The 14,700-nt window shown below is 63.8% G+C and carries 11 protein-coding genes and 3 pseudogenes; 8 read left to right on the forward strand and 6 right to left on the reverse strand.

The genetic code is table 11. The annotated features are described in order from the left end of the window. Window positions 1-18: 18 nt before the first annotated feature. The 3 genes from LOY51_RS15825 to LOY51_RS15835 all read left to right on the forward strand — a co-directional run bounded on the left by LOY51_RS15825 (window position 19) and on the right by LOY51_RS15835 (window position 3,575). Window positions 19-624 (forward strand): cupin domain-containing protein, encoded by a 606-nt coding sequence (locus tag LOY51_RS15825; protein WP_125858913.1) that lies wholly within the window; start codon window positions 19-21, stop codon window positions 622-624. A gap of 33 nt (window positions 625-657) precedes the next feature. After that, window positions 658-1,404 carry an enoyl-CoA hydratase-related protein gene (locus LOY51_RS15830; RefSeq protein ID WP_258642000.1) on the forward strand — a complete coding sequence of 249 codons (747 nt, stop codon included), beginning with the start codon at window positions 658-660 and terminating at the stop codon, window positions 1,402-1,404. 317 nt (window positions 1,405-1,721) lie between these two features. Next, on the forward strand, window positions 1,722-3,575 hold the full coding sequence (locus LOY51_RS15835; protein WP_258642002.1) for an ABC transporter ATP-binding protein: 1,854 nt from the start codon (window positions 1,722-1,724) through the stop codon (window positions 3,573-3,575). 36 nt (window positions 3,576-3,611) lie between these two features. Here LOY51_RS15835 and LOY51_RS27190 read toward each other — a convergent pair whose 3' ends face one another. The 4 genes and pseudogenes from LOY51_RS27190 to LOY51_RS15850 form a co-directional block, all read right to left on the reverse strand. Then, window positions 3,612-4,379, reverse strand: a complete 768-nt coding sequence (locus tag LOY51_RS27190) for a methyl-accepting chemotaxis protein (RefSeq protein WP_374046956.1) — start codon at window positions 4,377-4,379, stop codon at window positions 3,612-3,614. A 90-nt stretch (window positions 4,380-4,469) separates the two neighbouring features. Beyond that, window positions 4,470-5,555: pseudogene (locus tag LOY51_RS27195) on the reverse strand (HAMP domain-containing protein); the annotation flags it as partial. Window positions 5,556-5,602: 47 nt separating this feature from the next. Then, window positions 5,603-7,015, reverse strand: a complete 1,413-nt coding sequence (locus LOY51_RS15845; RefSeq protein ID WP_258646660.1) for an amino acid permease — start codon at window positions 7,013-7,015, stop codon at window positions 5,603-5,605. A 325-nt stretch (window positions 7,016-7,340) separates the two neighbouring features. Then, entirely contained in the window at window positions 7,341-7,763 is a 423-nt protein-coding gene (locus tag LOY51_RS15850; protein ID WP_125858917.1) for an Lrp/AsnC family transcriptional regulator, read from the reverse strand. A 283-nt stretch (window positions 7,764-8,046) separates the two neighbouring features. On the opposite strand from LOY51_RS15850, the gene ctlX reads away from it, so the two are divergent. Beyond that, entirely contained in the window at window positions 8,047-8,985 is a 939-nt protein-coding gene (gene ctlX, locus LOY51_RS15855) for a citrulline utilization hydrolase CtlX (RefSeq protein WP_374046855.1), read from the forward strand. A 166-nt stretch (window positions 8,986-9,151) separates the two neighbouring features. Further along, entirely contained in the window at window positions 9,152-10,390 is a 1,239-nt protein-coding gene (alr, locus tag LOY51_RS15860) for an alanine racemase (RefSeq protein ID WP_258642007.1), read from the forward strand. Between the two features lie 99 nt (window positions 10,391-10,489). Here the strand turns inward: alr and LOY51_RS15865 are convergent, their stop codons facing one another. Further along, on the reverse strand, window positions 10,490-11,104 hold the full coding sequence (locus LOY51_RS15865; RefSeq protein ID WP_125464361.1) for a LysE family translocator: 615 nt from the start codon (window positions 11,102-11,104) through the stop codon (window positions 10,490-10,492). 113 nt (window positions 11,105-11,217) lie between these two features. Here LOY51_RS15865 and LOY51_RS15870 point away from each other — a divergent pair, with 113 nt between their 5' ends. Next, a complete protein-coding gene (locus tag LOY51_RS15870; RefSeq protein ID WP_110992853.1) occupies window positions 11,218-11,670 on the forward strand; it encodes an Lrp/AsnC family transcriptional regulator in 453 nt (150 codons plus the stop codon). Window positions 11,671-12,092: 422 nt separating this feature from the next. Next, window positions 12,093-13,505: a purine-cytosine permease family protein gene (locus LOY51_RS15875; RefSeq protein ID WP_125858920.1), complete on the forward strand. Its 1,413-nt coding sequence runs from the start codon at window positions 12,093-12,095 to the stop codon at window positions 13,503-13,505. A 150-nt stretch (window positions 13,506-13,655) separates the two neighbouring features. On the opposite strand, the pseudogene LOY51_RS15880 reads toward LOY51_RS15875, so the two are convergent. Next, window positions 13,656-14,493 (reverse strand): annotated as a pseudogene (locus LOY51_RS15880) (LysR family transcriptional regulator); the annotation flags it as partial. Between LOY51_RS15880 and LOY51_RS15885 the strand changes: the two are divergent. Continuing rightward, a pseudogene (locus LOY51_RS15885) lies at window positions 14,477-14,632 on the forward strand (alpha/beta hydrolase); the annotation flags it as partial. The pseudogenes LOY51_RS15880 and LOY51_RS15885 overlap by 17 nt on opposite strands. Between the last annotated feature and the right edge of the window lie 68 nt (window positions 14,633-14,700).

Consider the following 14,700-nt stretch of genomic DNA (forward strand, 5'->3'; position numbering starts at 1 on the left):
GGCCGACTGGAAACCGCCATGAATCGCCACATTGCCAAAGCGCCGCCACCTGCCGAGGACGGCAGCCCCGCGCCGCAGTTTCTCGGCACCCGCATCCGCGGCCTGCGCAAGCGCCGCGGCATGACCCTGGCCGAGCTGGCCGAACAGAGCGGGCTGACCGCCGGCTACATCAGCCAGCTGGAGCGCAACCTGTCCTACCCGTCGATCCCGGCGCTGTTCAACATCGCCCGCACCCTGGGCGTGACCATCCAGTGGTTCTTTGCCAGCGAAGCGATCACCGCCCCGGAAGACGAGGGCTATGTGGTGCGCAGGAACAGCCGGCTGAGCGTGCATTACGAAGACGGCATCGTCGACCAGCTGCTCACCCCGCAGCCCAGCCGCGAGCTGGAAATGCTGCATTCGCGCTTCCCCCCGGGCACCTACAGCGAGCAAAGCTACAGCCATGACGGCGAAGAGGCCGGTTACCTGCTGTGCGGGACCTTCGAGCTTTGGGTAGGCGAACGTCACTTCCAGCTGAGCGAAGGCGACAGCTTCAGTTTTTCCAGCCAGGAGCCGCACCGTTACGGCAACCCTGGCGACGTCGATGCGGTGGTGATCTGGGTGATCACCCCGCCGACCTTCTGAGCCCAGCACAAGAACAACACAAGGTGCCGCCCCATGACCGATCTGATCCTGCACGAACTCGACGAAGGCCTGCTGACCCTGCGCCTGAACCGCCCGGACAAGCTCAATGCGCTGACCAACGCCATGTACACCCGGTTGGCCGAGTTGTTCGAGGCGGCCAATGACGACCCGCAGGTCGAAGTGATCGTATTGACTGGCAGCGCCGAGTGCTTCACCGCCGGCAACGACCTGCCGGACTTTCTCGACCAGCCGCCCACCGACCTGAACAGCCCGGTGTTCCGCATGATGTGGGCGGTGCTGGCGCTGGACAAGCCGTTGATCGCAGCGGTTGCGGGCCCTGCGATCGGCATCGGTACCACCCTGCTGCTGCATTGCGACCAGGTGTTGGTCACCCGCGATACCAAGCTGCGCACGCCGTTCGTGCCGTTGGGCGTATGCCCGGAGTTCGGCGCCAGCCTGTTGCTGCCACGCCTGCTGGGGCACGCGCGGGCCGCGCAGGTGTTGCTGTGCAGCCAGTTGCTCAGTGGCGAGCAGGCCGTGCAGTGGGGGCTGGCGACCGAGCTGCTGGAGGATGGCGCACAATGCCAGGCCGCCGCCGTGAAACTGGCCCGACGCCTGCAGCGCCTGCCCAGCGATGCCCTGCGCATCAGCAAGCAATTGCTCAAGGATGCCCATCGCCAGGAGCTGGCGGCGACGGTTGAGCGTGAAGGCCTGGCGTTCATCGCCCGCCTGCAGACGCCCGAGGCGAAAGCGGCGCTGCGGGCGATGGTCAAGGGATGACCACAAACGCTTTGCGGCCCTTTCGCCGGCAAGCCGGCTTCCCACCTGATCGCGCCGAACTCAAGACCTACACTCTGCCTGTGGGAGCGGCGGTTCGCCGCTGCGGTTTACCCGCGAAGATGACACCTCGGTGCCTGGCACGGGCTACGCCCGTGTTCGCGGGTGAACCCGCTCCCACAGGGATCGCGCAGTTGTTGGAGTGGCGAGCAAGACAGTTGCCGCCACCTGGCCACGCTGACCTCAAGCAATGCAAGCAAGGGCGGCATGGCAGCCCCGGCGTCAAAAAACAAACCAGACGTACCTTTACGGAGACCTGAATGCTGCGTGTGTTCGAGCGATGGCTAGACCCCTTCCCACCCGATGAAGTCCCGCCGCCACCGGTGGGGCTGCTGCGTTTCCTGTGGGCCTGCACCCGCGGCGCCCGCGGCTACATCCTCGCCCTTGCGCTGTTCAGTGCCGGCGTATCGATCTACGAAGCCTGGTTGTTTTCCTTCCTCGGCCAGGTGGTCGACCTGCTCCCGGCCTGGCAGGCAGGCACCGCCGCAAGCGGTGAAGAAAGCCGCGTGCTGTGGGGCATCGGCCTGGTGCTGCTGGCCAGTATCGGGCTGGTGGCGCTGCGCACCCTGATGCAGCACCAGGTGCTGGCGATCAACCTGCCGTTGCGCCTGCGCTGGGACTTCCACCGCCTGATGCTGCGCCAGAGCCTGTCGTTCTTCTCCGATGAATTCTCGGGCCGGGTCACCACCAAGGTGATGCAGACCGCGCTGGCGGTGCGCGAAGTGCTGTTCACCTTCATCGAGATCATTCCCGGCATCGGCGTATACTTCATCGCGATCATCGCCCTGGCCGGCGGTTTCGCCCTGCAACTGATGCTGCCGTTCATGGCCTGGCTGGTGCTGTTCGGGCTGGCGATGCTGTACTTCGTGCCGCGCCTGGGCAAAGTCGGCCAGGAGCAGGCCCATGCGCGCTCGTCGATGACCGGGCGCATCTCCGATGCCTACACCAACATCACCACCGTGAAGCTGTTCTCCCATTCCAAGCGCGAAGCGCACTTCGCCCGCGCGGCCATGGAAGACTTCAAGCTCACCGGTTTTCGCCAGATGCGCCTGGTCAGCCAGTTCGAGATCGTCAACCAGGCGCTGGTGGTCGCCCTGATTCTCGGTGCCGGCGGCTATGCCCTGTGGCTGTGGCACCAGGGCCAGGTCGGCGCCGGCGCCGTGGCGGCGATCACCGCCATGGCGCTGCGCATCAATGGCATGTCGCACTGGATCATGTGGCAGATGACCTCGCTGTTCGAGAACATCGGCACCGTGCAGGACGGCATGGCCACCCTCACCCGCGGCCCCAAGGTGCAGGATGCGCCGAACGCTGGCGTACTGCAGACCCGCGGCGGCGCGGTGACCTTCGACAAGGTGAGCTTCAACTATGGCGGCGAACGCCAGGTGCTCGACGACCTCACCCTGCACATTCGCCCCGGCGAAAAAGTCGGGCTGGTGGGCCGCTCGGGTGCCGGCAAGTCCACGCTGATCAACCTGCTGCTGCGCTTCTACGACGTCAACAGCGGCACGATCCGCATCGACGGGCAGGACATTGCCGAGGTCACCCAGGACAGCCTGCGCAGCGCCATCGGCATGGTTACCCAGGACACCTCGCTGCTGCACCGCTCCATCCGCGACAACATCGCCTATGGCCGCCCCGAAGCCACCGATGCGCAGATTCGCAGCGCCGCCGCCAATGCCCAGGCCGATGGTTTCATCAGCCAGCTCAGCGACAAGCAAGGCAACAACGGCTACGACACCCTGGTGGGTGAGCGCGGCATCAAGCTGTCCGGCGGCCAGCGCCAGCGCGTGGCCATTGCCCGGGTGATGCTCAAGAACGCCCCGATCCTGCTGCTGGACGAGGCCACCAGCGCGCTGGATTCGGAGGTCGAAGTGGCCATCCAGGAAAGCCTCGACGAGATGATGCAAGGCAAGACCGTCATCGCCATCGCCCATCGGCTGTCCACCATCGCGGCCATGGATCGGCTGATCGTCATGGACGAGGGGCGCATTGTCGAGCAAGGCCCCCATGCCGAACTGCTGGGCAAGAACGGCACCTATGCACGGCTGTGGCAGCACCAGAGCGGTGGGTTCCTGGGCGAGGACCAAGGGGTGGTCGAGAGCGTGGAGTAGGCCTGGCGGGGGGCTGCGTTGCCCCCCACCGGTCAATCAGGTGCGGAACCGTCGCACCAGCGTATCCAGCTCATTCGACAAGCCCGCCAGGCTCTGCGAATCCTGCCGCGCCGCCTGGGCCAGCTCGGCCACCAACTGCGCATCGCCGTGAATCTGGCTGATGTGCCGGTTGATGTCCTCGGCCACCTGGTGCTGCTCTTCGGCCGCCGTCGCAATTTGCGTGTTCATGTCGCGGATGACGTCCACCGACTCGCGGATCTGGCCAAAGCTGTCGCGGGCCAGGCCGATGCGGCTGACCGACTGCTGCGAGACTTCCAGGCTGGCGTGCATCTGCTCGGCGACCTGCGCGGTACGGCTGGCCAGGTTGCCCAGCAAGCCGTCGATCTCTGCGGTGGAGTCGGCGGTGCGCTTGGCCAGCGCCCGCACTTCGTCGGCAACCACCGCAAAGCCCCTGCCCTGCTCGCCGGCACGGGCCGCTTCGATCGCCGCATTGAGGGCCAGCAGGTTGGTCTGTTCGGCAATTGAACGGATCGTGCCGAGGATCGACTGGATGGCATTGCTGTCGCGCTCCAGTTGCTGGATCGACTGGGCCGACTGCTCGATCTCCTGGCTCAACCGATCGACGCTGTGCACCGCGGCGTCGATCTGCTGCTGGCCGTCACGGGCCTGCTGCTGGCCGCTGTCGGCCGATTGCGCGGCCTGGCTGCAGGAGCGGGCGACCTCATTGGCGGTGGCGACCATCTCATGGAAGGCGGTGGAGACCATGTCCACCGCTTCACGCTGGCGCCCGGCAGCCTCGGCCATATCATGGGCAACGCGTGTCGAGCTGTCGGAGGTGCTGAGGATTTTGCCGGCGGCCGCACCGATGTGCTGGATCAGGCTGCGGATGGCACCGAGGAACTGGTTGAACCAGTTGGCCAGTTGCGCCGTTTCGTCACGGCCACGGATGTCCAGGTTGCGGGTCAGGTCGCCCTCGCCCTGGGCGATGTCCTCCAGGCCGCGGCTGACATTGTTGATCGGGCGCACGATCAGGTTGGCGAACGCGGTACCGACAACGGCGAACAGCGCAGCCAGCAGCAGCGCGATAGCGCCGATCAGCCAGCTCAGGCGCGAGGTGCTGCGCATCACTTCGTCGTGGCGGATCAGGCCGATGAAGGTCCAGCCCAATTGCTCGTCAGGGTAGATGTTGGCCATGAAGCGCTCGCCATTGATCTCGACCTCAAGCAGGCCTTTGCCGGCCTTGGCCAGGTCGGCGTAGCCATCGCCGAAACTGGCAAGCTGTTTGAAGTTGTGGCTGGCATCACGGGGGTCGACCATCACGTTGCCGTTGTTCTCCACCAGCATCACGTAGCCACTGTCGCCCAGCTTGATCTGCTTGAGGATCTCGGTCAGCCCTTTGAGCGACACGTCGATGCTGACCACGCCGCCCGGGTTGCCCAGTGGGTTGGCGACGGCGCGCACGATGCTGACCTGCACGGTGTCATCGGCGGCCCAGTAATAGGGCGCCGTGCGCAAGGTCTTGCCGGGGTTGGCGATCGCCAGCTGATACCAGGGGCGCTGGCGCGGATCGTAGTCGGCGAAGTCCTTCACGGCGGGCCACCCCACGTAACCACCGTCGGCCAGCCCATAGGACACGTAGGCATAGCTGGGGTGGGCGTCCGCCAGATGGGTCATGAACTGGAAAATCTGCTGGTCCCGGGCGCCAAGCTCATTGCCGGTGCTGGCGCCCAGGTACTTGTTGACCTCACTGCCCGTGGCCGTGACCAAAGGTTGCGCGGCCAGGTAGTTGACGTTCTGCTCGATGCCCTGGAAGAACAGGCTCATCGCATTGCCTACCTGGCGAATTTCCCGCGTGCTGTTGTCGAAGAAATTCTCTCGCGCCTCACCGCGCAGATTGAGGACAACCAGCATGGCAACCAGGCCTATCGGTATCACTGCGATCCCGGCAAAGGTCCACATCAGCTTGTGCTTAATGTTCATTCATCCCCCTTGAACCCGCGCAACGTTCACCCGGCCAATAGCCGTCGTTAGTGGGTCGCCATCTGGCGAGCATTGGTTTTTTCGCGACGCTGGTAGGCCAGCAGCAAGCCGGCGTACCAGAACGGCATGACGTACAGCGCAGTGCGGGTATCCGGCTCCAGGGCCAGCAAACACAGGACGAACAACAAAAACACCTGCGACAGCGCTGCGCAGGCCTTGCCGCCCGGGAGCTTGAAGGTGGATCGCTGGTGCGCCTGCGGGTTCTGCCGGCGGTAGGCAAAGTAAGCCATCAGGATCAGTGACCAGGTGACGATGATCATCACTGCCGAAATGGTCGACACCAAGGTAAACACCGTCATGACTTCCGGGATCACGAACAGCAGCGTCAAGGCCAGGGCCATGCATACACCCGAGAACATCAGCGCACGGACGGGCGTGCCCGTGCCCGACAGGCGCCCGAATGCCAAGGGTGCCTGGCGCTGATGGGACAGGCCGTAGAGCATCCGCGATCCCGAATACACGCCACTGTTGGCCGATGACGCCGCCGACGTGAGCACGACAAAGTTGATGATGCCGGCAGCGGCCGGAAGCCCGCCCAGCAGGAACAGCTCGACGAACGGGCTGCGATTGGCGGGGACGTTGGCCCATGACACCACACTGATGATGCACGCCAGCGCCGCGACATAGAAAAGCAGGATACGCACCGGGATGGTGTTGATGGCCTTGGGCAGGGTTTTCTCCGGGTTCTTCGCCTCGGCGGCGGCAGTGCCGACCAGTTCAGTGCCGACGAACGAAAAAATCGCGATCTGAAAGCCCGCCAGGAAGCCCAGGATGCCGTGGGGCATGACCACGCCCGGCGCAACCAGATGGCTGAAGGACGCCGTCACGCCCGCTGGCGATGTGTAGGCAGTGGCAACCATTACCAGCGCGGTGATCACCAACAGCACGATGGCAACCACCTTGATCAGCCCGAACCAGAACTCGACCTCGCCGAACGCCTTGACCGCGAGCATGTTGAGGCCCAACAGCAGGAACATCGTGGCAAAGGCCGGCAGCCAGGTGGGCAGATCGGGGTACCAGTACTGCATGAAGCCCGCCACCACAACCACATCACCCACGGCCGCCACCACCCAGCTGAGCCAGTAGGACCAGCTGAGAATGTACCCGGCGCGTGGCCCCAGATAGTGGTGCACGAGGTCGGCGAACGAGCCCATTTCGAGGTTGGCGAGGAGCATCTCGCCCATCGCCCGCATGATGCAGAAAACGAAGAAGCCGATGATCGCGTACACCAGGATGATCGAGGTGCCCGACAGCGCGATGATCTTGCCTGAGCCCATGAACAGGCCGGTGCCTATGGCGCCACTGATCGAGATGAGTTGGATGTGGCGATTTTCGAGCCGCCGCTTGAGCACACGGCCATCTTCTGCTGTCGCGTCAGGCGCGTCACAGGTGTGTTGCATCATTAACCTCTTATTCTTTTTGGTAAAACCTGGTCTTTAACCACACCCTTGTAAAACTGGCACGCACGTACAGTTCTCTTGAGTACTTGAAAGTTGCAAGACAGGGATGGGAAACCACACAGACGACAATAAAAATCCAGTGACGTAATTTCACCGGACTGGCTAGCTTTTCGAAACTCGGAACTATTGAGCCGACTTATTCTGCCAGTCGACCTGGCCAAGCGGAACATAACAAACTGCGCACACCGCACCCCGCTTCATACAGAGTGCCAGCCTCGGCTGACAGAGTGTCCAGTGGCACGGCCGGAACCTGCAGGCCGAGTGATCACATTTTGAACGTGGACAGCAAAATGCTGGTTTCGGTGTTCTCAATATGGGGGATCGAGCGAATGGAGTTCAGCACCCGATCAAAGCCTTCCAGCGTGTCGGCACGCAGTTCCGCCATCAGGTCCCAGCGGCCGTTGGTGGTGTGGATGGCGACCACATTGGGGTGCCCGCGCAACGCACGCTTGACCTCGGCAGCATGGTGGCCACTGATGGCGATGCTGGTGATGGCCCTTACCCCCTGCTCGGGAGCATCCGCGCGCAGGCGGATGGTGTAGCCCAGAATCACGCCCTGTTCTTCCAGCTTGGTGATCCTGTTCTGCACCGTTGCCCTGGCGACCCCCAGTTTTTTCGCGAGCGTCAGGACTGGCGTGCGCGCATTGTCCCGCAGCAGCGCGACCAGCGCCCGATCAATATTATCCATGTTGAATACCAGGCTGTTCAGATTGTCATTTGAGGGGCGCAGATTGTGTAGAAGTCTTTCAAAACTGGCAACCTGCACGCTTCATATTGACGCCTTCTTTCATCACAATTTTCCGGCAGTTGATATTGCACACCCGGCGATTAAAACGCGCTTGCCAAGTGCACTGTTTAATTGACACCCCCGACACGCTCGGACTTGATTCGTGCCTTGGGTGCATTTCCATTAAAACAAACCCGACGCGCAGCCGATGTTGCTGCACGCACTCAACCCCGGTAATAACAAGATGGCATTTCCAATACGTTCGATTCAGGCACCTGCGGCAGTGGTCATGGTCCGGCCACATGCCTTCACCCCCAACCCGGAAACCGCAGCAGACAATTCCTTCCAGAGCGCCAACCCTGACATCGCCATGGCAACCCTCGCCGAAGTGGCGCGTGACGAAGTCACCCAGGCGGCGCAGCGGCTCATGGCCGAGGGTGTGCGGGTTCACCTGTTCGATGACCTGGGCGAGCACGACACCCCTGACTCGGTGTTCCCCAACAACTGGTTCTCCACCCACCCGGGTGGCCATGTCGCCATCTACTCGATGTACTCGAAGAACCGTCGCCGCGAGCGCCGGGCCGATGTCATCGAGATGCTCAAGCACGAGTACCGGGTGCAGGACGTGATCGACTACTCGGGCCTGGAGCAAGACGAGCTGTTCCTGGAGGGCACAGGTGCGATGGTGTTCGACCACTTGTCCAGGGTCGCCTACACCGCGCGCTCGAACCGCGCCGACCCGATAGCCCTCGAGCGGTTCAGCACCCACTTCAATTTCGAGCCGATGGTGTTCGATACGGCGGATGAAAATGGTTCGCCGATCTACCACACCAACGTGCTGATGTGCGTGGCGACCGAGTTCGCCCTGGTGGGGTTCGACACCTTCACCAACAAGGCACGGGCCGAAGAGGTACGCATGCGCCTGGTCGAATCCGGCCGAGACGTGATTGACCTGAGCAACCAACAGATCAACGAGTTCGCGGGCAACGCCATCGAGCTGTCTGGGCGGGATGGGCGGCTTCTTGCACTGTCGCGCCGAGCATTCAACAGCCTCACGGCCGAGCAGCGCCAGCGCATAGAGCGCTCGGCGCGGCTGGTACCGCTGGACGTGCCGACGATCGAAATGGCGGGTGGCTCGGTGCGCTGCATGATCGCGGGCATTCATCTTTCCCCTCGCCAATAGGGCCCAGCGCGAGCTGTCGTGACTGCGTCTGCAACGACTCGATCGGTCGCAGCCCAGCCCCATCACGACAGGTTTCATTGCGGCCTATCCGGGACACTTCCGAGGGCGGGTTGCGGTGCCGAGAGCGCCGCCAGCCCGCCCTACCAACAAGAACGGAAACCCCGACATGACTCGACACGCCCTTAGCCGCATCGCCATCGCCCTGCTGCTCGCCAGCGGCGCAAGTTTCGCCCACGCCGCCCCCTTGCTCGACACCGGCCGCAGCGACGCACCCGCTGCTGCGACCCTGGCACACAGCAACGCATGGCTGGAAATCGACCCGCTTGCCTTCGAGCACAACATCGCGCGTATCCAGAAACTGGTCGCCGGCAAAAGCCAGATCTGCGCCGTCATGAAGGCCGACGCCTATGGCAACGGCATTGCGCTGCTGGTGCCAGCGGCCATGCGCATGGGCGTCAGCTGCATTGGCGTTACCAGCAACGAAGAGGCACGCGTGGTCCGCGAAAAAGGCTTCAAGGGGCGGCTCATGCGGCTGCGCATCGCCAGCCTGGGCGAGGTGCAGGATGCGCTGCCCTATGCCATGGACGAGTTGGTCGGCAACCTGGAAGTGGCGCAGCAACTGGATGCCCTGGCCAAGCGCAGTGGCCAGCGGCTGAAGGTGCACCTGGCACTCAACTCCGCCGGCATGGGCCGCAACGGCGTGGAAATGGGTACGCCCCAAGGGCTCAAGGACGCGGTTGCCATGGCTACCCTCGGGCATCTGGAGGTGGTCGGCATCATGACCCACTTCCCAGTGGAGGAGCGTGAGGATGTGCTCAAGGGCCTTGCCCGATTCAAGGAACAGTCGGCGCTGCTGATCCGCCAGGCCAAGCTCGATCGCAGCAGACTGCTGCTGCACTGCGCCAACACCTTCACCACCCTGGAGGTGCCTGAAGGCTGGTTGGACATGGTGCGCCCGGGCGCTGCGCTATACGGCTACCCCGTGGGCGGCCACAAGGAGTTCGAGCGTGTCATGCAGTTCAAGTCGCAGGTGGCAGCGGTCAACAGCTACCCGGCCGGCAGTGGCATCAGCTACGACCACACCTATACCCTGAGCCGTGACTCGCGGGTGGCCAACATTCCCGCAGGCTATTCGGACGGCTATCGTCGCGCTTTCTCCAACAAGGCTTCGGTGCTGATCAATGGCAAGCGCGCGCCGGTGATTGGCAAGGTCACCATGAATACCCTGATGGTCGACGTCACCGACATCCCAGGGGTCAAGGCGGGCGATGAAGTGGTGCTGTACGGCAAGCAAGGGGCTGACGAGATCACCCAGGCAGAACTTGAGACCATCAATGGGGCGTTGCTGGCCGACCTCTACACGGTTTGGGGCAACTCGAACCCGAAGGTGTTGAAAGCCAAGTGATGGCGCGTAGCATCGCCTGATGCTGCAGTGACTGTCAGATCGAACGCCGCGCGGGCGGCGCTCGACCTGGCAAGCACTGCAAGTGCTACCGCCTTGCGTTCAGCGCACCTGCCCCGCAATCAACCCCAGCGCGATCACGATCATTACCATCCCCGACACCCGCCCGACCACCTGCGCCGCCGCCGGCCGGGTCCGCAGCACCGCCTTGGCGCCATACCCCACCATCAGGTACACCACCAGCGAACTGGCCAGGTGCACCAGCCCCAGCAGCAGGATCTGCAACCACACCGGCCAGCTCGCCTGCGGGTCGGTGAACTGCGGCAACAGCGCCAGGAACAGCAGGAACACCTTGGGGTTGAGGCCGCTCACGCAGAAACCCTTGAACGCCCAGCGCGACCCGGAATCCGTCACGCCACCTTCCCCGGCCTCGGGCACCGCCGGGCGCAGCAGCAGGTTGCCGCCCAGCCACAGCAGGTAAACGCAGCCCGCCAGGGTCAGCAGGGTCAGCGCCAGCGGGTGCCCGGCGATAAGGCTACCGACCCCGGCCGCGACGACCAGCGTCACCAGAAAATGCCCCGAGAGCATCCCCGCCACCGCCGGCATCACCCAGCGCCCACGCATCCCGGCGGAAATGGCATAGGCCCAGTCGGCACCGGGGGTGATCACGAACAGCAAGGACACGGCCCAGAACGCCGCCAATACACTCATGGCCACTTTGAATCTTCCTTCCACAGGGGTTTCGTTGGAAGCAAGATTACGGATATCGCCCGGGGATTTTCTTTCGTATATTCCCCATCCCAGCCAGCAACCTGGAAGATTCTTCCCTCATGGACCGAACCGATCGAAAGATCCTTGCCGAACTGCAAAAAGACGGGCGCCTGTCGGTAACCGAACTGGCCGAACGCGTGGGCTTGAGCCTGTCGCCCTGCCACCGCCGGCTCAAGGCGCTGGAAGAGTCCGGCGCCATCCTCGGCTACCACGCCCGCCTGGCCCCCAGCGCCCTGGGCCTGAACTTCGCCGCGCTGGTGTTCGTCACCCTGCGCGAGGTTACCCGCCAGCCGGTGGCGGACTTCGAAGCGGCGGTTTCGCAGATACCGCAGATCGTCGAGGCGCAGCGGCTGTTCGGCGACCCGGATTACCTGCTGCATGTGGTGGCCAAGGACCTGCCGGCGTTCCAGAAGCTGTATGACGAGCAGCTGACCAGCATTCCCAATGTGAAGCGGTTGAGTTCGACGTTGGTGATGAAAGAGGTGATCCAGGATCGGTTGTTGCCGATGTAGTTTTTTCAGTTTTTCGGTTGCCTGTGCCGGCCTCTTCGCGGGTAAATCGCAGCGGCGAACCGCCGCTCCCACAGGTGCACCGCCATCACTGTGGGAGCGGGTTTACCCGCGAAGAGGCCGGCATTGTCCCTCAAAATCCATGCTCCATTCATGTGCATGCCGCACCAACAACGGCCATGCCGGCCTCAGTCACCAACCCTATCGCGCCGCCTCCCGCCGCCTCCCGCCACTTGGCACCCACCTTGCTACCGTCCCCCGCTTAACCTTTTGCCAGCCTTAGCTTTTTTAAGGTTCATGAGCACAAATTTACTAATTTCCCCTTGCCTGCCCCGCCGCCATCATCGCTCCAACAAGAACGCGTCGCCCCTTGTCGGCACGCGCCCGGCAACTTCGGTTGCGCCCTCCTTGCCTTGGAGTCATTCATGACCAGTGCAGCCAATTCGGCACCCCTCATCGAGAAACACACGATCGGCTACGTGCCGCCGCAAGACCGCCATGGAAAGGTAAGGGATCTGTTCACACTGTGGTTCGGCGGCAACATCGCGCCGCTGCCGATCGTCACCGGCGCCTTGGGCGTGCAGCTGTTCCACCTCAACCTGGTATGGGGCATCGTCGCCATCCTGGTCGGCCACCTGCTTGGCGGCGTGCTGATGGCGCTGCATTCGGCCCAGGGCCCGCAGATGGGCATCCCGCAGATGATCCAGAGCCGTGCCCAGTTCGGTTCGCTCGGCGCGCTGCTGGTGGTGGTGATCGCCGGGGTGATGTACATCGGCTTCTTCGCCTCCAACATCGTCCTGGCCGGCAAGTCGCTGCACGGCGTGGTCGACAGCGTGCCGGTACCGGTGGGCATCGTCGTCGGCGCGCTGGGCTCGGGCATCATCGGCATCATCGGCTACCGCTTCATCCACGTGCTCAACCGCATCGGCACCTGGGTGCTGGGCATCGGCATCGTGGTCGGTTTCGGCTACATCTTCAGCCATGTGCAGAGCGACGACTTCCTCACCCGCGGCGGCTTCAACCTGGCCGGCTGGCTGGCCACCGTGTCGCTGGCGGCGCTGTGGCAGATCGCCTTCGCCCCCTATGTGTCGGACTACTCGCGCTACCTGCCGGCCGACGTGAAAGTGTCGTCGACCTTCTGGACCACTTACCTGGGTTCGGCGCTGGGCTCGAGCCTGTCGTTCATCTTCGGCGCCGTCGCCGTGCTGGCGATCCCTGCGGGCATGGACACCATGGACGCCGTCAAGCTCGCCACCGGCACCCTCGGCCCGGTGATGCTGGTGTTGTTCCTGCTCAGCGTGATCAGCCACAACGCCCTCAACCTGTATGGCGCGGTGCTGTCGATCATCACCCTGGTGCAGACCTTCGCCCACCGCTGGATCCCCACCGCCAAGAGCCGCGCCGTGCTGTCGCTGCTGGTACTGGCCGCCTGCTGCGTGGTGGCGGTGTTCGCCTCGGCGGACTTCATCGGCCACTTCGTCGACATGGTGCTGGTGCTGCTGGTGGTGCTGGTGCCGTGGACCGCGATCAACCTGATCGACTTCTATGTCATCCATAAAGGCGACTACGACATCCAGTCGATCTTCAAGGTCGATGGTGGCATCTACGGCCGCTATAACCCGCAAGCGCTGCTGGCCTACGCCATTGGCATCGTGGTGCAGATCCCGTTCATGAACACCCCGCTGTATGTCGGCCAGGTGTCCGCCTACATCAACGGCGCCGACCTGTCCTGGCTGGTGGGCCTGGCGGTGACCACGCCGCTGTACGGGTGGCTGGCCAGCCGCGACAGCGCTTACCGTCGTCGCCAGACGAGCGCCAAGCTGGCGGCTGCGGCCTGACCAAAGTCATTGGCAGCGCTTCATGCGAGGGCCCATCGCAGGCTTCGCCAGCTCCCACAGGTAATGCATTTCGGTCACACGATGCACAGCCTTGTGGGAGCTGGCGATAGCCTGCAATGAGGCCAGCACAGGGTGGCTTGGCTTCAATCCTTACAACGCCACCAGCCGCTCCCGCAGAAACTCCACGAACACCTGCACCGGCCGGGCCACTTGCCGGCGCTGCGAGTACACCGCCGACAGCTGCAGCGCCGACAGCGTCCAGTCCTCCAGCACCTGCACTAGGCGCCCGTCATCCAGGGCCTTGCCGACGATGAAGGTCGGCAGGTAGGTGATGCCCATCCCCGCCACCGCCGCATCCCTGAGCATCTCGCCATTGTTGGCGCGCATGCGCCCGCTCACGGCGATGCTGGTGCCCTTGCCCTCCCCCTTGAACTGCCACTGCACCTGCCGCGCATGCCCGTAGGGCAGGCAGTCGTGCCCGCGCATCTGCTCCGGCGCCAGCGACGTGCCATGTGCCGCCAGGTAAGCGGGACTGGCGCAGTACACCCGCTCCACCGCCCCGATACGCCGGGCCACCAGGCTTGAGTCTTCCAGGATGCCGATGCGCAGGGCCAGGTCGTAGCCCTCGCCGATCAGGTCCACGGCGCGGTCGCTCAGGTCCACCTCCACATCCACGCCGGGGGTGCAGTTGCAGGAACTTGGTCAACCGGCAACCCAGATGGGCGATGGCGAACGACAGCGGCGCGCTCAGGCGCAAAGTGCCGCGCAGCTCGACGGTCTGCCCGCTGATGGCCTGCTCGAGCAACTGCACTTCATCGAGCAGGCGCAGGGCGTTCTGGTAGTAGCGCTCGCCCAGGGGCGTGGCATCCAGGCGCCAGGTCGAGCGGTTGAGCAGGCGCACGCCCAGGCGTTCTTCCAGTTGCATCAGGCGCCGGCTGACGAACTGTTTGGACAGGCCAAGGCGCTCGGCGGCGGTGAAACTGCCTGCGGCTGGCGTGACGGTGACTGCGGTGCGCTACAACGGCATGATCCACGACTACGGGCTGCTCAACCCGCTGAGCCAGATACCGGCGGTGAAGGCCGCGATGCGCCAGCCGGCTGGGGAGTTGAAGGTGCACTTGCAGTAAACGCGTGAAACCCGATGGGCCGCCTGGCGGCCCATTGTGCTGCATCTGGCCCACAGCAAATCCGTCAG

It is taken from the genome of Pseudomonas sichuanensis, assembly GCF_024749065.1.
In the GTDB taxonomy this organism is placed as follows: Bacteria; Pseudomonadota; Gammaproteobacteria; order Pseudomonadales; family Pseudomonadaceae; genus Aquipseudomonas; species Aquipseudomonas sichuanensis.

What these genes read in the sequence shown, in the direction of transcription:
- LOY51_RS15825 (WP_125858913.1), top strand. Translation starts at nt 19, where the DNA reads ATGAATCGCCACATTGCCAAAGCGCCGCCACCTGCCGAGGACGGCAGC.
- LOY51_RS15830 (WP_258642000.1), top strand. Translation starts at nt 658, where the DNA reads ATGACCGATCTGATCCTGCACGAACTCGACGAAGGCCTGCTGACCCTG.
- LOY51_RS15835 (WP_258642002.1), top strand. Translation starts at nt 1,722, where the DNA reads ATGCTGCGTGTGTTCGAGCGATGGCTAGACCCCTTCCCACCCGATGAA.
- LOY51_RS27190 (WP_374046956.1), bottom strand. Translation starts at nt 4,379, where the DNA reads ATGGCCGAGGCTGCCGGGCGCCAGCGTGAAGCGGTGGACATGGTCTCC.
- LOY51_RS15845 (WP_258646660.1), bottom strand. Translation starts at nt 7,015, where the DNA reads ATGCAACACACCTGTGACGCGCCTGACGCGACAGCAGAAGATGGCCGT.
- LOY51_RS15850 (WP_125858917.1), bottom strand. Translation starts at nt 7,763, where the DNA reads ATGGATAATATTGATCGGGCGCTGGTCGCGCTGCTGCGGGACAATGCG.
- ctlX (WP_374046855.1), top strand. Translation starts at nt 8,047, where the DNA reads ATGGCATTTCCAATACGTTCGATTCAGGCACCTGCGGCAGTGGTCATG.
- alr (WP_258642007.1), top strand. Translation starts at nt 9,152, where the DNA reads ATGACTCGACACGCCCTTAGCCGCATCGCCATCGCCCTGCTGCTCGCC.
- LOY51_RS15870 (WP_110992853.1), top strand. Translation starts at nt 11,218, where the DNA reads ATGGACCGAACCGATCGAAAGATCCTTGCCGAACTGCAAAAAGACGGG.
- LOY51_RS15875 (WP_125858920.1), top strand. Translation starts at nt 12,093, where the DNA reads ATGACCAGTGCAGCCAATTCGGCACCCCTCATCGAGAAACACACGATC.